The organism is Caballeronia glathei, from assembly GCF_000698595.1.
GTDB lineage: Bacteria > Pseudomonadota > Gammaproteobacteria > Burkholderiales > Burkholderiaceae > Caballeronia > Caballeronia glathei.
On the sequence record NZ_JFHC01000004.1, the window covers coordinates 148,947 to 169,258 of the forward strand.

Below are 20,312 nucleotides of genomic sequence, written 5' to 3' on the forward strand. Positions count from 1 at the left end.
TGGAGAAAAACCGCAAAGGGCGCTAGGCGCGCAAGTGCGCCATTTTAAACGCTCTCTACACTGGGGCCTTGCAGTCGATACGCCGCGCTCGCGCGCTTCTTGCTTCACTATTTGCTTTTTGCCGCCGCGCAATCGGCTTTTGCCGCGGCGAACCCGGTTCTTACGGACGCTGTCAGCCGGTGTTCCGTACATGCGAGCGGTGCGCGATGGCGCGCCACCGCTTCAGGTCGTATCACCTCGCTTCACCAGCCGCTTCACACCGTGCCCGCCGTTGCGCACGAAAGAACAACGCTGTATCGATGGAGATGTCATGACCCAGCCCGCACTATCCCCGAGATTCGCCAACGCCTTTGCACAAGCCGTCCACGCCGGCCTCACTCACCATCCGCAGAAGGAACTGCCGTCGATGTATCTGTATGACGAAGTCGGCTCCGCGCTCTTCGAAGTCATCACCGCGCTGCCCGAATACGGCGTCACGCGCGCCGAGGAACGCGTGCTGAAGGCGCACGCCACGGACATCGTCGCGGCCCTGCCGAGGCACGTGAAAGTGGCCGAACTGGGCAGCGGCAGCGGCCGCAAGACGCGCCGCATTCTCGAGGCGCTTTGTAAAAAGCAACCCACCGATTACTACCCGATTGAAATTTCTCGCACCGCCTTGCAGCTCTGCCGCCGCGAACTCGGCGACATCGAACGCATTTCGATCGTCGGTTACGAGCGCGATTATCTGGCGGGCCTCTCGGAAGTCAGCGCGAACCGGCGCGACGGCGAAGTGCTGCTCGTGCTCTTTCTCGGCAGCACGATCGGCAATTTTTCGCGGCTCGCAGCCACGAAGTTCCTGCGCGCGATCCGCGGCATGCTCAAGCCCGGCGACGCGCTGCTCCTCGGCACCGACCTCATGAAGCCGCTGCCGACGCTCATCGCCGCCTACGATGACCCGATCGGCGTCACGGCCGCCTTCAACCTGAACCTGCTCGCGCGGATCAACCGCGAACTGGGCGGCGACTTTCCGCTCGATGCGTTCGCGCACGTCGCGCGCTTCAACCCGGACGCGCGCAGCATCGAGATGCATCTGCGCGCGAAGCGCGCGCTGACGGTGAACGTGCGCGCCGCCGGTCTGCGGGTGGAGTTCAGGGAAGGCGAGACGATCTGGACCGAGAGCAGCCACAAGTACGCGGCCGAGGAAGTCGCGCCGATCGCGGCCGATGCGGGCTTCGAGCGCACGCATCAATGGCGCGACGACGAGTGGGGATTCGCGGAAAGCCTGCTGGTGGCGCGCGCGTGATCAGTGCTGCTCGAAGCGCTCGAAGCGCTTTTCGATGAAGCGCTCCTCGCTGAAGAATTCGGTGACGCGGGCATGCGGCGGCCCGCGGCGCAGCCATTCGAGCATCAGATCGACCTGATTCGCCGAACCCTGGATCATCACTTCGACGGAGCCGTCGTCCAGATTCGCGACCCATCCGCGCACGCCGAGCGCGTGCGCGCGCCGCACGGTGTGGTGCCGGAAGCCGACGCCCTGCACGACGCCTCGCACGTGCACGTAGTAGGTTTCGATTCGTGAATCCAGATCGGGGCCGGGCATTTCGCATTCTCCTGAGTCATCGTGCATTCAGGCCGCATTTTAGACAACGTGTGCGCGCCGCGTGCAACCGGCTCGCGATCCCGGCCTCGCTCCGCCTTCGTTTCATCTGCTTTCAGCTGAGCCGGAACGGCTGCGCCGGCTCCGAACGGCCGCTGCCCGGGCGAGCCGTGCGCGGCAGCGTGACGTCGAACACCGTGCCGGCATCGGCGCTCGAACGCACCTGCACGCGGCCGCCGTGCATCTGCGCGATTTCGTGCGTGATGTAGAGCCCGAGGCCGAGCCCGCCCGATTCGTGCTGCGAACGCCCCGAACGGTACGGCGCGAAGATGGTCGGCAGTACGTCCGCGGGAATCTCGCCCGCGTTCTGCACCGTGACGACCACTTCGTGCGGCGCGCCGCCATCGAGCCGGACCTGGATCGCGGAGCCTTCGCGGCCGTGCTGCAGCGCATTTCCGATCAGGTTCGAGAACACCTGCGAGAGCAGGTCGCCGTCGCCCTGCAGCAGCGTGTCGCCCTCGCGCTGGAGGACGATGCGCCCCTTGCCCACGCGCGCCTCGTATTCGTCGACGATATTCTTCGCGAGCGTCATCAGATCCACCGAGCGCGGCTGCAGTGTCACGCGGCCGCCACGCAGGCGCGCGAGGTTCAGAAGCTGGTCGACCATGCGCACCATGCGCATGCCGCTCGACTTGATGCGCGTGCCGATGTTCGCGACGTTCTCGTCCTGCACGAAACGCGACAGATACTCCGCGGACGCGATCACCGCCGAGAGCGGCGTGCGCAGATCGTGGCCGAGCACGGCCATCAGCATTTCGTTGGCGTCGAGAAGCTGCTGCACGGTGGCGAGTTGCGTCGCGAGCTGCTGCTTCTGACGCTCGATCTGGATGAACACGTCCACCTTCGAGTTCAGGATGCGCGAATCGAACGGCTTGTAGAGGAAATCCACCGCGCCCGCTTCGTAGCCGCGGAAGGTACGGCCCGCGTCCTGCGCGGTTGCCGTGAGGAAGATGATCGGCACGTGCGCGGTGCGCGGGCTGCCGCGCATCAGTTCCGCGAGCTCGAAGCCGTCCATGCCAGGCATGTTGACATCGAGAATGGCGAGCGCCACTTCGTGCTTCAGCAGCAGTTCGAGCGCAGCCGGGCCCGATTCGGCCTTCAGCACCGACAGATCCGGCCGCGCGAGCGAGGCTTCGAGCGCGGTGATGTTGTTCCGGATGTCGTCGACGATCAGCACATGAATGGGTTGCGTCATCAGTTGGCTCCTTGTGCCTTGCTGCCGATGCCGGCGAAGAGGCGCGCCGCCATTTCATCGAGTGTCAGAATGTCGTGCGCCGCGCCGTTCGCGATCGCGGCGAGCGGCATCGCCGTCGCGCTCGCCGTCGCCGGGTCCTGCACCCAGCAGTGGCCGCCCGCCTCGCGGATCGCCTGCGCGCCGCGCGCGCCGTCGTCGTTCGCACCGGAGAGCACGATCGCGAGCAGTGCGTCGCCGTATGCATACGCGGCCGATTCGAACAGCACGTCCACCGACGGCCGCGAAAAACGCACGGGCGGATCGACCGAGAGCGCGATCGTGCGATCCGGCTCGACCAGCATGTGATACCCCGGCGGCGCGATGTAGATCGTGCCTCGCGCGATCTCGTCCTTGTCGTTCGGCTCGATCACGGGCAGCCGGCAGCGCGCCGCGAAGAGGTTCGGCAAGAGGCTCGGCATGTCCGGCCGCACGTGCACCACGACGAGCACGGCGGGCGCAAAACCGGCGGGCAGGCCGGGGAGCAGCCGGTTGAGCGCATCGATGCCGCCCGCGGACGCGCCGATCACGATCGCCTCGATCGCGGCCGGCTCGACAATGGCGGGTCCGGGTATGGAACTCATCGCTACACCTTCTGATAGAGACGTTCGCGCGGATTGAAGTCCGCGAAGCTGTCGGCGTGTTTCGAAAAGCGCAGGCTCTCCTTGCTGCCGAGCCCGAGAAAGCCGCGCCGCACGAGCGAGTCGCTGAAGAGCCCGAGCGCGCGGTCCTGCAGGGCACGGTCGAAGTAGATCAGCACGTTGCGGCACGACACCAGATGCGCTTCGAGAAACACGCTGTCGGTGGCGAGGCTGTGATCCGCGAACACCACGCGCGACTTGAGCGTCTGCGAGAACTTGGCGGCGCCGTAAGCCGCGTGATAGTAGTCGGACAACGAGCGCTTGCCGCCTGCCGCCAGATAGTTCTGGCTGAAGCTCGCCAGGCGTTCGAGCGAATAGATGCCGTTCTCGGCCTGGCGCAGCGCGTCGGCGTTGATGTCGGTTGCGTAGAGCACCGTGCGATCGGCGATCTTTTCTTCGGCGAACAGCACAGCGAGCGACCACAGTTCCTCGCCGCTGCTGCATCCGGCGACCCACACCTTGATCGACGGATATGTCTGCAGAATCGGCACGATTTCCTCGCGGATTGCGCGGAAGTACTGCGGATCGCGGAACATTTCGCTCACCTGTACCGTGAGGTACTGGAACAGGCGCGCAAAGAGCGCCGGATCGCGCAGGATGCGCTCCTGCAGTTGCGAGAGCGTCGCGAAGCCGAGATCGCTGAGCGCCTGCGTGAGCCGGCGCCGCAGCGAGCTTACCGAGTAATGCCGGAAGTCGTGCTGGTATCTAAGGTAGATCGCTTCCAGCACGAGCTTCAGTTCGATGTCGAACGCGGCCTCGTCGGGGGGGGTTCGTACGTTCATTTGCTTTTTGCTGGCGCTTGGATTAATCGTGGGCGGGTGGGTGGGTTGGGTTTACACCGTTTGATGCGCTTCGGCCTCTATGAAATTTGCTTGGTTCGCGGTCTATTAGCTCGCCCCTGTGCGGGGCGGCAGTCACTTTCTTTGCTGCTGCAAAGAAAGTAACCAAAGAAAGCAGCCGTTTCGCCCGCAATTCCTTTTGATCCCACCCACCAAGCTGGCACAGCCCCTAAGTGTCACCCCCACAAAACCACCCGGCTTGGCCCGCGGACCCACTGAGACAACGCACCCTCCAACTAAGCGGTAAGCACTTCGTTCCGCTCCCTCCTCGCTGCGCTCGGACTTCGGGTACATCACAAACCAGCGCTTCGCTCCAGTCTCGCGTTTAGCAACGCGCCACCGATTGCACCTGTCGTCAGAGCGAAGCGAAGACGGATGAATGACTGCCTTACCACTTCGTTCGAGGGTGCGGGGGCGCGGTGGGTCCGCGGACCTGTCCGCTCGACGGACCGAGGTGGACACTCCTGCGGTCGGGCCACTCTGAAAAACTCGAACGTGGTCACGTCCTAACGCCGCTGAGCCCATAGCTGCTTTCTTTGGTTACTTTCTTTGCAGCAGCAAAGAAAGTGACTGCCGCCCCGCACAGGGGCGAAGCTAATAAACCAATAGCAAAGCAAGTTTCATAGGAGCGCAAGCGTATCAAACGGTGTAAACAGCCCGTCCCCACAAGTGCGAGCAAAAAAAATCAGCGCTGCCGCAACCAAACCCGACATAAAGAAACAAGCTTGTCCACATCGATCGGCTTCGAAATATAGTCATCGGCGCCGGCCTCGAGACACTTCTGCCGATCCGAAGGCATTGCCTTCGCCGTCAGCGCGATGATCGGAAGCCGCGCATGCTCGGGCCGCTTGCGAATCTCCACCATCGCCGTAAGTCCGTCCATCTCCGGCATCATCACGTCCATCAGCACGAGATCGACGTCCGGATGGCGAGCGAGAGAATCGAGCGCCTCCCGTCCGTTGCGCGCGATCTCGAGCTTCGCCCCGAGCGGCTCGATCACATGCGACAGCGCGAAGATGTTGCGCACATCGTCCTCGGCGAGAAGAATCGTGCGGCCCTCGAACACGTCGTCGCGCTGGCGCGCCGCGCGCAGCATGCGCTGCTGCTCCGGCGGCAACGCGCTCTCGACGCTGTGCAGAAAAAGCGTCACTTCGTCGAGCAGCCGCTCCGGCGACTTCGCCCCCTTGATGATGATCGATTTCGAATAGCGCCGCAGACGCTGCTCCTCCTCCTGCGACAGCATCCTTCCGGTATAGACGATCACCGGCGGCGACGCGTGCTCGCCGCCCGTCGACACCCGCTCGAGCAATTCGTATCCCGAGCCGTCGGGCAGCGCGAGATCCATCACGATGCAGTCGAACGTGGCACGCGACATTTCATCCAGCGCGCCCGCGATCGTGCCCGCCTCGACGATCTCCACCGTCTCGCTCGCAAGCAGGGCGTGGATGCTCTCGCGCAGCACGGGGTCGTCCTCGACCACCAGCACCCGCCGCATGCCCTGCGCCGAACGCGCTTCGAGCTTGCGGATCGCGCCGGCCAGCGTCTCGCGCGCGCTCGGCTTGAGCGTGTAGCCGATCGCGCCGAGATGCAGCGCGACGTCGGCATGATCGGTCGACGACACGATGTGGATCGGAATGTGACGCGTGAGCGGGTCATGCTTCAGCCATTCGAGCACCGTCAGGCCCGACTGGTCCGGCAAGCCGATGTCGAGCAGGATGCCGTTCGGCTGAAGGTCGCGGGCAAGTTCGACGCCCTGCGTGGCCGTCGTCGCATGCACGAAGTCGAAGTCGAGTTCGTGCGCGAGATCGTAGAGGATATGAGCGAACGGCACGTCGTCCTCGATCGCCAGAATCAGGCGGTTCGGGCGCTTGCGCTCGATACGGTCGTCGGCGATCGGCGGCGGCACGGGCATGTTCGGCGCGGGCGGCACGGATCGCGCGGGCGGCGCGGAAGACGTCGTAACCGGTACTTGCGGTGCCTGCCGTACTTGCCGCGCGGCGGCCGCCGGCGCGGGCGTCTGCCCGGCGGCGGGCCGCGCCTCGCTCGCGCGGCCGGTCACGTCGATGTTCGACGTGACGGTGCCTTCGCGCGCGGCGAGCGGCAGCGTCACCGAAAACACGCTGCCCTTGCCGACTTCGCTCGACACGCTCACCGAGCCGCCCAGCAGCCGCGAGAATTCGCGCGAGATCGAAAGGCCGAGGCCGCTGCCGCCGTATTTGCGGCTCGTCGTGCCGTCGGCCTGCTGGAAAGCCTGGAAGATCAGGTCCTGCTTGTCGGGCGCGATGCCGATGCCGGTGTCGCGCACATCGAAGCGCAGCGCGTGCTCGCCCGCCGTCTGCACCGCCACCGTCACCCGCCCGCGCTCCGTGAACTTGAACGCATTCGACACCAGATTGCGCAGCACCTGCAGCAAACGCTGGTTGTCGGTGACGAAATACTGCGGCACGCCCTCACCATGCTCGGTGACGAGTTCCACACCCTTGCTCTGCGCGACCGGCATGAACGACTGCCGCAGCGACTGCAGGACCGAATCGACGGCGACCGGTGCGAACTGCACGTCCATTTGTCCGGCCTCGACCTTCGACAGATCCAGAATGTCGTTGATCAGTGCGAGCAGGTCGCTGTTCGACGAATGAATGGTCGCGGCATAGCGCACCTGTTCATCGGTGAGATTGCCGTGCTTGTTGTCCTGCAGGAGCTTGGCGAGGATCAGCGAGCTGTTGAGCGGCGTGCGCAGTTCGTGCGACATGTTCGCGAGGAACTCCGACTTGTACTGGCTCGCGCGTTCGAGCGACAGCGCGTTCGCCGCGAGTTCCTGCTGCGCGCGCAGCAATTCCGCCTTCTGGCGCTCGAGGTTCTGCGTGTGCTCCTCGAGCTGCACGTTGGTCTGCTCGAGCTCGGCCTGCTGCGTTTCGAGCCGCGCCTGCGAATCCATCAGCGCGCGGCCGCGCTCCTCCAGCTCCTCGTTCGACACGCGCAGCTCCTCCTGCTGCACCTGCAATTCCTCGCTCTGACGCTGCGTCTCTTCGAGCAGTTCGACGAGCCGGGTCCGGTAGCGCGCCGAGCGCAGCGCCATGCCCATGCCTTCGGAGGCGATGTCGAGCAGTTCGCGCGTGTCGTCGAAACGCCCCTCGCCGCCGACGAAGCCCACCTCGATCGCGCCCGCCAGATCGCCGTCCGCGAAGAGCGGCGCGATCACGACCTTCGACGCCACCGCCGAGCCGAGCGCCGACCCGGCTTTCAGATAGTGCGCCGGAGCGTCGCGCAGCTGGATCGGGCGCTTGTCCGCCAGCACTTGCCCGACGAGCCCCTCGCCCTCGCGGATCACGCGCGGCGCGACGTCTTCGCCGGGCAGCGCCCAGCTCGCGATGCGCGCGAACGCGTCGCCTTCGAGCGCGTAGACCACGCCGACTTTCGCGCTCACGTAGGGCACGAGTGAACGCAGGATGCTCGCGCCGATCGAAGCAGGCGACTGTTCGCCGCGCATCTGCAGGCCGATCTGCGCGACGCCCTGTTGCAGCCACGCGTTCCGTTGTACGTTCAGCCGCGATTTGATATACAGATGCGCCACGCCCGCGAGCACGAGCAGGACGAAAATGCCCATCGCCCGGTTGACCTGGAGCACGTCCTGGTTCACTGCGGAATCGGCGTTCGACAGGAAGTAGCCCGCAATCATCAGTATCGACGCCGTGACCGCCGTGACGACCGGAACGGCGGGCCGGTCGACCCAGAGGCAGAGCACCACCGGCAGCACGTAGAAGATCCAGATCGCAAGGCGCATCGGCTGCAGCACGTCGACGGCGAACACGGTGGCAAGCGAGATCGCGATGGCGAAGTACAGCCACGTGGAGAGATTCCGGGAGTCTTCTCTGGGCATTTGCGGATGTCTTTTGTTGGAATTTCGCAAGCCGCGCGAGCGCGGCAGGCACGGACCTTAGCACGACCCGCAAGTCCTTGTCACACATAGGTTAGCGGCCGGTTCAAGCCGCGCTTCGCGCGAGGCACAAGTTACCCGCGGCGACCCCGCAAGGCGTAAAAGAGGAAAAAATGACTGATTTTTCAAGTGGCCGGGTGCTCGTCACCGGGGCATCCGGTTTCGTCGGATCGGCGGTGGCGCGCATCGCGCTGGAACGCGGCTTCGACGTGCGCCTGCTCATGCGCGCGACGAGTTCACGCCGCAACATCGAGGCGCTCGACGCCGAAGTCGTGATCGGCGACATGCGCGACGAAGCGTCGATGCGCGCGGCGCTCAAGGGCGTGCGATTCCTGTTCCACGTCGCCGCCGACTACCGCATCTGGGCGCCGGACCCCGGCGAGATCGAGCGCTCGAACCTGCAGGGCACCGAGGCGACGATGCGCGCGGCGCTCGCCGAGGGCGTCGAGCGGATCGTCTACACGAGCAGCGTCGCCACGCTGAAGGTGACGAGCGCGGGCACGGTGGTCGACGAGACGAAGCCCGCCGATCCCGCCCAGACCATCGGCGCCTACAAGCGCAGCAAGGTGCTGGCCGAGCGTGCCGTCGAGCGGATGGTGGCGAACGACCGGCTGCCCGCGGTCATCGTGAATCCGTCGACGCCGATCGGACCGCGCGACGTCAAGCCGACGCCGACGGGGCGCATCATCGTCGAGGCGGCGACGGGCAAGATCCCGGCGTTCGTCGATACGGGCCTCAACCTGGTGCACGTCGACGACGTCGCCGCCGGCCATTTCCTCGCGCTCGAACGCGGCGCGATCGGCGAGCGCTACATCCTCGGCGGCGAGAACCTGCCGCTGCAGCAGATGCTCGCCGACATCGCCCTGCTGAGCGGCCGCAAGCCGCCCACCATCCGTCTTCCGCGCGGCCCGCTCTACCCGCTCGCGATCGGCGCGGAGTGGTTCGCGAAGTTCAGCGGACGCGAGCCGTTCGTCACCGTCGATGCCTTGCGGATGTCGAAGAACAAGATGTACTTCACCTCCGCGAAGGCCGAGCGGGAACTCGGGTACCGGGCGCGGCCGTATCGCGAGGGACTGCGCGATGCGCTCGACTGGTTCCGTGCCAACGGGTACCTGACGAAGTAGCGGCCGTGCACTGACGATTCAGCGCCCTGCACGCATTTTGTTACAACGTGTGCGGGCGACGCCGGAGTGCAGCGGGTAAAATCGCGGCCTCGATGCAAGGCGAGCAAGACGCAAGACACAGGGCAACCGCATGAACCTACAAGACCAGCTTGGCGCGCTGGAGTTGAGCCTCGACGAGCTCCTCCACGCCGCGCCCGAAAACGTGAGCGCCGGATCCGCCGCGGCCCCGGATGCAAGCGGCGACGCAACGCAGCCGTCCGCTCAGGCGGCCGCGCCCGAGGACGAAAAGCCCATGCTGAACGTATCGCGTCCCGGGCGCGACGCGATCGAAATGACGATCGGCGGGAAATCGGTGCTGCTCAATCCGCAGGGCGTGTCGCAGCTGATCGAGGAATTGTCGAATGCGCGGGCGTCGATGACGGCGGAACAGCCGGGCGGCCTGCCGCCGGGCTGGCGCTTCGCCGCGACGCGCAACCCGATGATGGCGACGCAGAAGCAATCGAACGGCGACCGCCTGCTCGTGCTGCGCCATACCGGGCACGGATGGGTGCCGTTCACGTTCTCGCCCGACACGGTGATCGAGATGTACGCGATGCTCACGCAGCGCTAGATGAACTGCGCGAGCTGCGCGAACTGAACGGCTGAGTCTCGTTCGAAACCCGGCCGTTCAGGAACCCGCCGTCCTACGATCCTTCCTGCGTCGGCGCCTGCACGCGCGCCTTCCACTGTCCGCCCTTCCCGCGCCAGTACCTCACCGCCGAACCGATCGTCGCGCTGACATAGAACAATGCGACCACCGGCAGGACCGGCGCCCAGAGGAGCGACCTGCGGTAGTAGCGCAGCATCGGCGCATAGGCGATGCACGTGAGCGCCCACGCAGCGCACGCCGGCCAGGCGCGGGCGCCGAAGCCGAGCGCGAACACCGGCGGCACGATATAGATCAGCAGCATCCCGACGAGCGTGCCCGCCAGCAGCAGCGGCGAGTAGCGCAGCTGCGTGAAGGCGGTGCGCGCGATCATGTTCCAGACGTCGCGCCAGTCCTCGTAAGGGCGCAGCGACTCGCTGCGCTCCGCCAGATCGAGCCGGATCGGCCGGGTGTGATTCCCTCCGTTGCGATGCTTGAGCCGCGCCGCGAGGCTGCAATCGTCGATCAGTTCGCCGCGGATCGACTCGATCCCGCCCGCCTCGACGAGCGCCGAGCGGCGCACCATCATGCAGCCGCCCGCCGCGCCCGCGGTCGGCTTCTTCACGTCGTTCACCCACGCGAACGGATACAGCTTCGCGAAAAAGAACACGAACGCCGGGATCAGCGCCTTCTCCCACGTCGAATCGCAGCGCAGGCGCACCATCAGCGAGACCAGGTCGCGATCTTCCAGAATCGCGCGCGCGACGAGCTGCGACGCGGCATCGGCGGGGTGGTGGATGTCGGCGTCGGTGAGAAAGAGGAAGTCGGCGGGCAGCCCGAGCGAATCGACGGCTCCGATCCCCTGCGACTGCGCCCACACCTTGCCCGACCAGCCGGACGGCAGCGGCGCGGCCGTGAGCACGGTCAGGCGGTCTTCGAGGCCGAGTTCCCGGGCGGCCGCCTGGGCGGCGTCGGCGGTGCCGTCGGTGCTGTGGTCGTCGACGACGATCACGTGGAACGCGCCGGCGTAGTCCTGCTTGAGCAGGGAACCCACGGCGCGGCCGATCACGTCCACTTCGTTGCGCGCCGGAACGACGGCCACGAGCGCCGGCCACGCGCCGCGCCGCGCGATTTCGGCGTTGCCGACGGCGTGCAGTGTCGTCGCGCTGAGGGAGGGAGCGGGCACGGCGCGCCAGAAGCCGCCGCGCGCGAAAAACAGGACCAGCCAGATGACAAGGGACAGCCAGGCAATCAGTAGCATAGATGGACTCGGGAATTCGAGGGTCGGGCACGATGCGACCTGCGCAACGGTCACGCCAATGCACGCCCATGCACGCCGCCGCTCCGTGGCGCGGGCTCACGGGGAGCCCGCGCGCGATGCGGTGAGGCTTCGCGCCGCGCATGAACAAAAGCAGACCGGCCGCAGCCGGAAGACCCGACAGTTTACTGGCTTACCGGTCTCGCCGTATTTGCACCCGTTTCTCCTTCGCCGGCGGGCTTTCCTGTACAACGAGCATCGAAAAAGCGAACGCGCTAGAATACGCGGTCAACTTCGACGCGAAGTTCAAGCGAAACGTTCCTTTTTACCGATCGTTTAAAAACTGGGTCCGCCAATCAGCATACAAATTGATCACGTGGACCCGACGCCAGGACCTTCGCGTCGGTTCCATTCGAAACCCGCGTCAGTCGGAGTTCGCCCGAATATGCGTATCATCCTTGCTCAACCCCGCGGCTTTTGTGCGGGTGTGGTCCGCGCGATCGAGATCGTCGATCGGGCCCTCGAACGACACGGCGCGCCCGTCTACGTGCGCCATGAGATCGTTCACAACCGGCACGTCGTCGACAACCTTCGCAGCAAGGGCGCGCGCTTCGTCGAGGAGCTCGACGAAGTGCCGCACGGCGCGGTCGCGATTTTCAGCGCGCACGGCGTCGCCCAGACCGTCGAAGCGGACGCGCAGGCGCGCGGCCTCGACGTGCTCGACGCCACCTGCCCGCTCGTCACGAAGGTTCACGTGCAGGGCCGGCAGTACGTCGCGCAGGGGCGCACGCTGATCCTGATCGGCCATGCGGGGCATCCGGAAGTGGAAGGCACGATCGGCCAGATTCCGGGCACCGTCGTCTTGGTGCAGAGCGAAGCGGAAGTCGCGACGCTCAATCTGCCCGTCGATACGCCGATGGCCTACGTGACGCAGACCACGTTGTCGGTGGACGACACACGCGGCATCATCGACGCGCTGCAGCGCCGCTTCACCGATATCGTCGGCCCCGACACGCGCGATATCTGCTACGCGACGCAGAACCGGCAGGCCGCCGTGCGTGAGCTGTCCACGCAGGTGGACGTGCTGCTCGTGGTGGGCGCCACCAATAGTTCGAACTCGAACCGCCTGCGCGAGATCGGTGCCGAAAGCGGCGTGCCGAGCTACCTCGTCGCGGACGGGTCGGAAGTGAAGCCGGAGTGGTTTGCGAATGCGCAGGCCGTCGGCATCACGGCGGGCGCCTCGGCGCCCGAGGAAATGGTCAGACACGTAATTGACGCGCTGCGCGCGCTCGGCCACGTCGAGGTTTCGACAATGGACGGCCGCGAAGAGAAAGTCGAATTCAAACTCCCCGCGAAGCTGACGCAACCGCTTGCCGCGGTCGCCGCGACGGCCACTCGTGAAGACTACGAAGATTAAGGAGAGGACGCAAATTGTCTATTCCGATGCTGCAAAAAGTCCGGGTTGGCGCGTACATCGCGCGCCAGCACTTCATGCGCAACAAGCGCTATCCGCTCGCGCTCATGCTCGAGCCGCTCTTTCGCTGCAATCTCGCCTGTAACGGCTGCGGCAAGATCGACTATCCGGACCCTATCCTGAACCAGCGCCTGTCGCTCGAAGAGTGCCTCGGCGCCGTCGACGAATGCGGCGCACCGGTCGTTTCCATCGCGGGCGGCGAGCCGCTGCTGCACAAGGAAATGCCGCAGGTCGTGAAGGGCATCATCGCGCGCAAGAAGTTCGTGTATCTCTGCACGAACGCGCTCCTGATGGAAAAGAAGATGGACGACTACGAGCCGAGCCCGTACTTCGTGTGGTCCGTCCACCTCGACGGCGACCAGGCGATGCACGATCACTCGGTGTCGCAGGACGGCGTCTACGACAAGGCCGTCAAGGCGATCAGGGAAGCGAAGCGCCGCGGCTTTCGCGTGAACATCAACTGCACGCTCTTCAACGACGCGAGCCCGGAACGCGTCGCCGCGTTCTTCGACACGCTCGGGCCGATGGGCGTGGACGGCATCACCGTGTCGCCGGGCTACGCGTACGAGCGCGCGCCGGACCAGCAGCACTTCCTGAACCGCGACAAGACCAAGACGCTGTTCCGCGAAATCTTCAGGCGCGGCAACAACGGCAAGAACTGGTCGTTCAGCCAGTCGGCGATGTTCCTCGATTTCCTGGCGGGCAACCAGACGTACCAGTGCACGCCCTGGGGCAACCCGGCGCGCACGGTGTTCGGCTGGCAGCGTCCGTGCTATCTGCTCGGCGAAGGGTATGCGAAGACCTTCAAGGAACTGATGGAAACCACCGAGTGGGAAAAGTACGGCACGGGCAACTATGAGAAGTGCGCGGACTGCATGGTCCACAGCGGCTTCGAAGCGACCGCGGTGATGGATACCGTCGCGCACCCGCTGAAGGCGCTGGGCGTGTCCTTGCGCGGCCCGCGTACGGAAGGCGCGTACGCGAAGGATCTGCCGATCGACAAGCAGCGTCCGGCGGAATACGTGTTCTCGAGGCACGTCGAGATCAAGCTGGAAGAGATCGGCCGCGCTAAGAAGAGCGTCAAGAAGGAATCGAAGCAGGCTGCGGCAGCTCACTAACGATCCGGCCACGCGGTGAACATGACGGGCAGATGAGGTCGCTTTTCGGGCGATTTCATCTGCCCGTCTGCTTTGGCGTTTTTTGTCGCCGCGCGCGAGTGGCGCGCGCCGGCCGCAGTACGATCGTCGCTCTTTGAAAGGACGCGCTGGAAGTCATGACCCAATACAACGTTTTGATCAACCTCGGCAAGGCCGATCTGGACGACTACACCCTGCTCGGACGAACGCTGCGCAAGCTCGGATTCGACGAGATGAAGGCCGCGCAGGTCGGCGGCGATTTCCGGCTCATGCCGGCGAGCTACCGGTATTCCAGCGATGTCGAGGATATGACGGCCGTGCGGGACAAGGCGTTGAGGTCCGCGAAGAGCGTGTCGGCGGGGGCGGTGGTGCTGGTTTCGAAGGTTTGAGGGTTTCGGGCTACCAGATCGTCTTGACGTGGGGATAAGCGCGAATTTTCTGGTCCTTCGTGATCAGCGGGGCCGCGAACATCCGCGCCGTGGCGACGATCATTCGGTCCGCCGGATCCTTGTGGAAGTCGCCGGGAAGTTTCACGGAACTGGTAGCGATCTCGTTGTCGACCGGCACGAACCTCACGGCTTCAACTTCATTGACGGCGGAAAGCCAAGCCGCCACATCCATCGAGAACGTCAGCTTCCCCCGCTCGACGAGTTGTGAAATCTCCCACACGCTGATCGACGAAACGATGATTTCGCCGCCGTCATGCTCGCGATCGATCGCAGCCCTGGCCTTTTTCCCCAGCAGGTCGTCGCCGTTGACCCACCACACCAGCGCGTGCGTATCCAGAACAATCACTGGCCCGCCTCCCATTCATCCTCGCCGACGGGCTCCAACGGATCGTCATAGCGCAGCACGGAACCGCGCAGCACATTCAGCGGATCACGCTTCGCCTCCGGCCGATACGGCCGCACCTCCAGGGTCGGCTTTCCGTGGTCGGTCACGATCAGACTTTCACCTGATGATTCGACTAGCCGGAAATATTCAAGCGCCTTCGCCTTGAATTCCGATTTGGAAACCTGCTTGTTCGGCATACTGCGCCCCTGGTCACATGACTATGGTCATTTTAACACCTGAAAGGGCCGGCTACGGATGAGTCAAAAACAAAAAAACGCGACGGCCTTCGCCGTCGCGCTTCTTCAAAACCATCCGCCCGAAGCCGGATCAGGCCGTCAGCAGCATTTCCCCGCGCCCGATCCGTACCGCGCTTCCTGCCGTTCGCGGAAAAACTCCTCATACGTCATGACCGGGCGGTCCGGATGCGTCGCCTGCATGTGCGAGACGTACACGTCGTAGTCGGGCAGCCCGACCATCAGGCGCATCGCCTGGCCGAGATAGCGCCCGGCCTGTCGAAGATCGGTGAACATGCTGTTCTCCAGTTGGACCTCAATGGCCGGAACGAACCGACGCGCCCACAGCCGTTGCCGCCGGCATCGCCTCGAACGGCGTTTCGCGCACCGTCGGCCTCGCTTCGCCGCGCGCGCGCATCACGGCCAGCACGCCGTAGATCACGATGCTCACCACCACGAAGATGAAGAGGCCCGCAAGCGCCGCATCGATGTAGTCGTTGAAGATGATCCGGCGCATCTCGTCGAGCGACTTCGCCGGCGCCATGACCTTGCCCGCCTCGAGCGCCTCGTTCAGCCGCGAGGCGTGCGCGAGGAAGCCCACCTTCGGGCTGGGGTCGAAAATCTTCTGCCAGCCGGCCGTCAGCGTGCAGATCAGCAGCCAGACCGTCGGCACGACCGTCACCCATGCGTAGCGCTCGCGCTTCATCTTGAACAGCACGACCGTACCGAGCGTGAGCGCGATACCGGCGAGCATCTGGTTCGAGATGCCGAAGAGCGGCCACAGCGTGTTGATGCCGCCGAACGGATCGACCACGCCCTGATACAGGAAGTAGCCCCATGCGGCGACGCACAGCGCGGTCGCGGTCAGGTTCGCCGGCAGCGAATCCGTGCGGCGCAGCGCCGGCGCGAACGTCCCGAGCAGATCCTGCAGCATGAAGCGTCCGGCGCGCGTGCCGGCGTCGACCGCGGTCAGGATGAAGAGGGCTTCGAACAGGATCGCGAAGTGGTACCAGAACGCCATCATCGCCGGGCCGCCGATCACCTGATGCAGGATCTGCGCCATGCCCACCGCGAGTGTCGGCGCACCGCCCGCACGCGCGACGATCGTCGTTTCGCCGACCGCCTTCGCCGTGGACGTCAGCATGTCAGGCGTGAGCGCGAAGCCCCAGCCGCTCACCGTGGCCGCGACCGCTTCGGGCGTCGTGCCGAGCAGCGCCGCCGGGCTGTTCATCGCGAAATAGATGCCCGGCTCGATCACGCAGGCGGCGACGAGCGCCATGATCGCGACGAACGATTCCATCAGCATCGCGCCGTAGCCGATGAGGCGCATGTTGACTTCGTTGTCGATCATCTTCGGCGTCGTGCCCGACGAGATCAGCGCGTGGAAGCCCGACACCGCGCCGCACGCGATCGTGATGAAGAGAAACGGGAACAGGTTGCCCGCCCAGACGGGGCCGGAGCCGTCGACGAACTTCGTGAACGCCGGCATCTTCAGCTCGGGCGCAACGATCAAAATGCCGATCGCAAGGCCGAGAATCGTGCCGATCTTGAGGAACGTCGAGAGATAGTCGCGCGGCGCGAGCAGGAGCCACACCGGCAGCACCGACGCGATGAAGCCGTAGCCGATCAGGATCCAGGTGAGCTGCGTGCCGGTGAACGTGAACATCGGCGCGAGCGTCGCGGATTCGCTGACGTGCTGGCCGTACACGATCGCGAACATCAGGCCGAGGAAGCCGATGATCGACACCTCGCCGATCTTGCCCGGACGGATGTAGCGCGTGTACACGCCCATGAAGATCGCGATCGGTATCGTCGCGGCGACGGTGAACGTACCCCACGGCGAGCCGGTCAGCGCCTTCACGACGATCAGCGCGAGCACCGCGAGAATGATCACCATGATGAGGAACGCGCCGAACAGCGCGATCACGCCGGGCACGAGGCCGAGCTCCATCTTGATCAGGTCGCCGAGCGAACGGCCGTCGCGGCGCGTCGAGATGAAAAGCACGATGAAGTCCTGCACCGCGCCCGCGAACACGACGCCCGCGAGAATCCACAGCATGCCGGGCGTGTAGCCCATCTGCGCGGCGAGCACCGGGCCGACGAGCGGCCCCGCGCCTGCGATCGCAGCGAAGTGGTGCCCGAACAGCACGTACTTGTTGGTCGGCACGTAGTCGAGGCCGTCGTTGTGCCGCACGGCCGGGGTCATGCGCAGCCCGTCGAGCTGCAGCACCTTGCTGGCGATAAAGCGTGAGTAGAAGCGGTACGCGATCAAGTACACGCAGACCGCGGCGATCACGATCCAGAGCGCGCTGATCCGCTCACCGTGCGCCAAGGCGATAGTGCCGAATGCGAACGCGCCCAATAGCGCGAGCGCGATCCAGACCAGGAATCCGGATGCCCGATTCATGGCGTCTCCTGTTTTTTAGTTTGAAATGCCCGATTTGTCTGATGGACACTTCGGGCGCACCGCGCCGGTGGGCGCTTTGGCCGTGTAGTATTCGCCTTCGCCGCATCCCTTACAAGCGGACAACTACGTAAGCCATCTACGTAAAATTACGTAGCACAACGCGGTTTTTGCCCGTCATGAATCTCAAAGCGAAGATCTTTCTACTGGCGATCGTCCCGTTCGCGGTTGCGATCGGGGGCATCGAATATGGCGTGCGCCAGCAGGCGACGACGCTCGCCGAGTCGCAGCACGCGACGATGCAGGCCGCCTACATGTCGAGCAAGGAAATCGAGCTGAGGCACTACGTCGAGCTCGCGCAAAGCGCGATCGCGCCGTATTACGACGTGCCCCCCGGCACGCCGCGCGAGGAAGCCGAGCGGCAGAAGCTCGCGCTCGACGCACTGCAGCAACTCGACTTCGGCACCGACGGCTATTTCTTCGTCTACACGATGCACGGCACCTCGCTGATGCACCCGCGCCAGCCGGATCTCGTCGGCCGCGACCTCTGGACGATGCGCGACCCCGCGGGAGAACTCACGATCCAGCAGCTCATCCGCGAAGCCTCGCGCGGCGGCGGCTATGTGCGCTACGTGTGGCGCCGTCCGTCGACGGGCCAGCTCGCGCCGAAGCTCGGCTATGTCGTGCCGCTCGAACGCTGGGGCTGGATGATCGGCACGGGCATCTATCTCGAGGACGTCGAAACGACGCTCGCGCGCATCGACGAGCGCGCCTCCGCGAACATCGACCGCACCGTGATGTGGATCGGCGCAATCGCGCTCGCGGCGCTCGCCGTCATCGCCGCGTGCGCAGCCGTGCTGAACATCAGCGAGCATCGCAGCGCCGACGCCAAGCTGAAGCGCCTCGCGCGGCAGGTGGTGGATTCGCAGGAGCAGGAACGCGCGCGGCTCTCGCGCGAACTGCACGACGGCATCAGCCAGATGCTCGTCTCGGTAAAGCTGCTGCTCGAATCCGCGCTCGCGCGCTTCGAGCGCGGCGAGACGCGCGTGCCCGCCGCGGAAGCCGCGCTCGCCACCGGCCTCGGCAGGCTTTCCGGCACGTTGCGCGAAGTGCGGCGCATCTCGCACGCGCTGCGCCCCGCCATGCTCGACGACCTCGGCCTCGCCGCGGCGCTCGAACAGCTCGCGCGCGAACTGGACGAACAGGGCGCGATCGAAGTGCGCTTCGAGTCCGTGACGGCGCGTTCGGGCGCGCGCGCGGCGCTACCCGACCCCGTCAATACGGTATTCTTTCGGATCGCTCAGGAAGCGTTGACCAACATCGTGCAGCATTCGAAGGCGACGCGCGCCGCGCTCACGCTAGAACTCGCGCCGGGCGGCGTGACGCTCACCATCGCGGACAACGGCGAAGGCTTCGACGTCGACGCGGCGCTTGCCGATCTGCGCGGCGGCGTCGGCCTGCGCAACATGCGCGAGCGGCTCGATGCGCTCGGCGGCACGCTCGAAATCGAATCGCAGATTGGCCGGACGGTGATCGCCGCGACGGTCCCGCTGCCGCTCGCCGCCCCGACCATGCAAGGATTTTCCGATGACCTCTAGACCCGCGCGGCTCGTTCTGATCGACGACCATCCGCTCGTGCGCGACGGCCTGCGCGCGAGGCTCGAGGCGGCGCCGCACCTGACCGTGATCGGCGAGGCGGGCAACGCCGACGAAGCGCTGAAACTCGCCGCCGACGAGGCGAATCCCCCCGACCTCGCGCTGATGGACGTCGGCATGGCGGGCATGAGCGGCATCCAGCTCGCCGCGCTCTTTCACGAGCGCTTTCCGGGCATCCGCGTGCTGATGCTGTCGATGCACGACAACATCGAATACGTGACGCAGGCGGTTCGGGCGGGCGCGGGCGGCTATGTGCTGAAGGATTCGCCGGCGACGGAAATCATCCACGCAATCGACGCGGTGCTCGCGGGCAAGACGTTTTTCAGCGCGGGGCTCGCCGCGCGCATGATCCAGGCACAGTCGATGCAGACGCCGCTGGAACGCCTGACGCCGCGCGAGCGCGACATTCTCGACGCGCTCGCGCTCGGCCTGTCGAGCAAGCAGATCGCGCAGCAGCACGGGTTGTCGGTGCGCACGGTGGAGACGCACCGGCTGAACCTGAAGCGCAAACTCGATATCGACGGGCAGGCCGAGCTGATCAAGTTCGCGGTGGAGCACCGCCGGATCTAGCCGTCAGCCGGCCGTGCGGGCATTGTGTTCGGTGAGGAACTTGATGAGGCCGTCGACGCCGCCCTTTTCGAGCTGTCCCGAGAACTGCTGCTGGTAGACCTGGATGAGCCACGCGCCCATCATGTCGATGTCGTAGATTTTCCAGCCCTGCGGCGTCTTCTGGAGGCGGTAGCGCACGGGATTGTCGCCGCCCGTGGAAATGACGTGGGACTCGACGACGGCGTCCTTCGCGTTGCTGTCGATTTTCGGCGCGTCGAAGATGAACTTGACGTCCTGGTCCCGCAACTGCGACATCGACGACGCGTAGGTGCGCACGAGCAGCGTCTGGAACTGGTCGTAGAGCAGTTTTTGCTGCTCCGGCGTGGCCGTGGCCCACGCCTTGCCGACCGCGATGCGCGTGGTGCGCTGGAAGTCGGTGGCGGGCACGAAGCGTGTCTGCACGAGTTGTGTGATCTTCGCCATGTCGCCGCCGCGCGCCTGCGGGTCGGCCTTCATCGCGTTGACCGTGCCCTCGACGGCCGCCTTGACGACCACTTCAGGACTGGACTGCGCGAGGGCCTCGCCCGAAAAGGACATCGCGGCAAGGAGGAAAGCGAAGCAAACAGATAAATAGCGTTTCATAAGGACCCGTTCTCTATTGGAAGTTGACGGCGCGGGCTTCGATGGCACTCGGCGCTGCGGCAAGCCAGTATATCGACTCGTCCGCGGCCCGACAGT

The 20,312-nt window shown here is 65.3% G+C and carries 19 protein-coding genes; 8 read left to right on the top strand and 11 right to left on the bottom strand.

What is annotated here, in order from left to right; genetic code table 11:
• The first annotated feature begins 310 nt into the window (after positions 1-310).
• A complete protein-coding gene (gene egtD / locus BG61_RS05135) occupies positions 311-1,282 on the top strand; it encodes an L-histidine N(alpha)-methyltransferase (RefSeq protein WP_035927138.1) in 972 nt (323 codons plus the stop codon).
• On the opposite strand, the gene BG61_RS05140 is transcribed toward egtD, so the two are convergent.
• From BG61_RS05140 to BG61_RS05160, 5 genes are all read right to left on the bottom strand, one after another.
• Positions 1,283-1,579, bottom strand: coding sequence for an acylphosphatase (locus BG61_RS05140; protein WP_035927142.1), 297 nt, complete (start codon positions 1,577-1,579; stop codon positions 1,283-1,285). It abuts the gene before it with no gap.
• Positions 1,580-1,691: 112 nt separating this feature from the next.
• Positions 1,692-2,831, bottom strand: coding sequence for a hybrid sensor histidine kinase/response regulator (locus tag BG61_RS05145; RefSeq protein ID WP_035927146.1), 1,140 nt, complete (start codon positions 2,829-2,831; stop codon positions 1,692-1,694).
• Positions 2,831-3,451, bottom strand: coding sequence for a chemotaxis protein CheB (locus BG61_RS05150; protein WP_051672286.1), 621 nt, complete (start codon positions 3,449-3,451; stop codon positions 2,831-2,833). Before BG61_RS05150 ends, BG61_RS05145 begins: the two co-directional genes overlap by 1 nt.
• Before the next feature lie 2 nt (positions 3,452-3,453).
• Positions 3,454-4,290, bottom strand: coding sequence for a CheR family methyltransferase (locus BG61_RS05155; protein ID WP_035927149.1), 837 nt, complete (start codon positions 4,288-4,290; stop codon positions 3,454-3,456).
• A 742-nt stretch (positions 4,291-5,032) separates the two neighbouring features.
• On the bottom strand, positions 5,033-8,224 hold the full coding sequence (locus BG61_RS05160; RefSeq protein ID WP_035929119.1) for a hybrid sensor histidine kinase/response regulator: 3,192 nt from the start codon (positions 8,222-8,224) through the stop codon (positions 5,033-5,035).
• Between the two features lie 170 nt (positions 8,225-8,394).
• Between BG61_RS05160 and hpnA the strand changes: the two genes are divergently transcribed.
• Together hpnA and BG61_RS05170 are read left to right on the top strand one after the other, a co-directional pair.
• A complete protein-coding gene (gene hpnA / locus BG61_RS05165) occupies positions 8,395-9,405 on the top strand; it encodes a hopanoid-associated sugar epimerase (protein ID WP_035929122.1) in 1,011 nt (336 codons plus the stop codon).
• A 130-nt stretch (positions 9,406-9,535) separates the two neighbouring features.
• Entirely contained in the window at positions 9,536-10,015 is a 480-nt protein-coding gene (locus BG61_RS05170; protein WP_035929125.1) for a hypothetical protein, read from the top strand.
• Positions 10,016-10,088: 73 nt separating this feature from the next.
• On the opposite strand, the gene BG61_RS05175 is transcribed toward BG61_RS05170, so the two are convergent.
• Entirely contained in the window at positions 10,089-11,291 is a 1,203-nt protein-coding gene (locus BG61_RS05175; protein ID WP_035929127.1) for a glycosyltransferase, read from the bottom strand.
• Between the two features lie 442 nt (positions 11,292-11,733).
• Here BG61_RS05175 and ispH point away from each other — a divergent pair, with 442 nt between their 5' ends.
• The 3 genes from ispH (at position 11,734) to BG61_RS05190 (ending at position 14,287) form a co-directional block, all read left to right on the top strand.
• Positions 11,734-12,705: a 4-hydroxy-3-methylbut-2-enyl diphosphate reductase gene (ispH, locus tag BG61_RS05180; protein ID WP_035929130.1), complete on the top strand. Its 972-nt coding sequence runs from the start codon at positions 11,734-11,736 to the stop codon at positions 12,703-12,705.
• 14 nt (positions 12,706-12,719) lie between these two features.
• Positions 12,720-13,880 (top strand): adenosyl-hopene transferase HpnH, encoded by a 1,161-nt coding sequence (hpnH, locus tag BG61_RS05185; RefSeq protein ID WP_035929132.1) that lies wholly within the window; start codon positions 12,720-12,722, stop codon positions 13,878-13,880.
• Positions 13,881-14,035: 155 nt separating this feature from the next.
• On the top strand, positions 14,036-14,287 hold the full coding sequence (locus BG61_RS05190; RefSeq protein ID WP_035929135.1) for a hypothetical protein: 252 nt from the start codon (positions 14,036-14,038) through the stop codon (positions 14,285-14,287).
• A gap of 10 nt (positions 14,288-14,297) precedes the next feature.
• Here BG61_RS05190 and BG61_RS05195 read toward each other — a convergent pair whose 3' ends face one another.
• The 4 genes from BG61_RS05195 to BG61_RS05210 form a co-directional block, all read right to left on the bottom strand.
• Positions 14,298-14,693 (bottom strand): type II toxin-antitoxin system VapC family toxin, encoded by a 396-nt coding sequence (locus BG61_RS05195; RefSeq protein WP_035929138.1) that lies wholly within the window; start codon positions 14,691-14,693, stop codon positions 14,298-14,300.
• Positions 14,690-14,929 (bottom strand): type II toxin-antitoxin system Phd/YefM family antitoxin, encoded by a 240-nt coding sequence (locus BG61_RS05200; protein ID WP_035929141.1) that lies wholly within the window; start codon positions 14,927-14,929, stop codon positions 14,690-14,692. Before BG61_RS05200 ends, BG61_RS05195 begins: the two co-directional genes overlap by 4 nt.
• Before the next feature lie 138 nt (positions 14,930-15,067).
• On the bottom strand, positions 15,068-15,262 hold the full coding sequence (locus BG61_RS05205; protein ID WP_035929146.1) for a YbdD/YjiX family protein: 195 nt from the start codon (positions 15,260-15,262) through the stop codon (positions 15,068-15,070).
• 19 nt (positions 15,263-15,281) lie between these two features.
• The gene (locus BG61_RS05210; RefSeq protein ID WP_035929148.1) at positions 15,282-17,372 is read right to left on the bottom strand and encodes a carbon starvation CstA family protein; all 2,091 of its coding nucleotides are present in this window, start codon (positions 17,370-17,372) and stop codon (positions 15,282-15,284) included.
• A 176-nt stretch (positions 17,373-17,548) separates the two neighbouring features.
• Between BG61_RS05210 and BG61_RS05215 the strand changes: the two genes are divergently transcribed.
• Positions 17,549-18,967, top strand: a complete 1,419-nt coding sequence (locus tag BG61_RS05215) for a cache domain-containing protein (protein ID WP_035929151.1) — start codon at positions 17,549-17,551, stop codon at positions 18,965-18,967.
• Positions 18,957-19,595 (top strand): response regulator, encoded by a 639-nt coding sequence (locus tag BG61_RS05220; protein WP_035929153.1) that lies wholly within the window; start codon positions 18,957-18,959, stop codon positions 19,593-19,595. The genes BG61_RS05215 and BG61_RS05220 overlap by 11 nt, the downstream gene beginning before the upstream one ends.
• Positions 19,596-19,598: 3 nt before the next feature.
• Here BG61_RS05220 and BG61_RS05225 read toward each other — a convergent pair whose 3' ends face one another.
• Entirely contained in the window at positions 19,599-20,216 is a 618-nt protein-coding gene (locus BG61_RS05225) for an MlaC/ttg2D family ABC transporter substrate-binding protein (RefSeq protein WP_035929156.1), read from the bottom strand.
• Between the last annotated feature and the right edge of the window lie 96 nt (positions 20,217-20,312).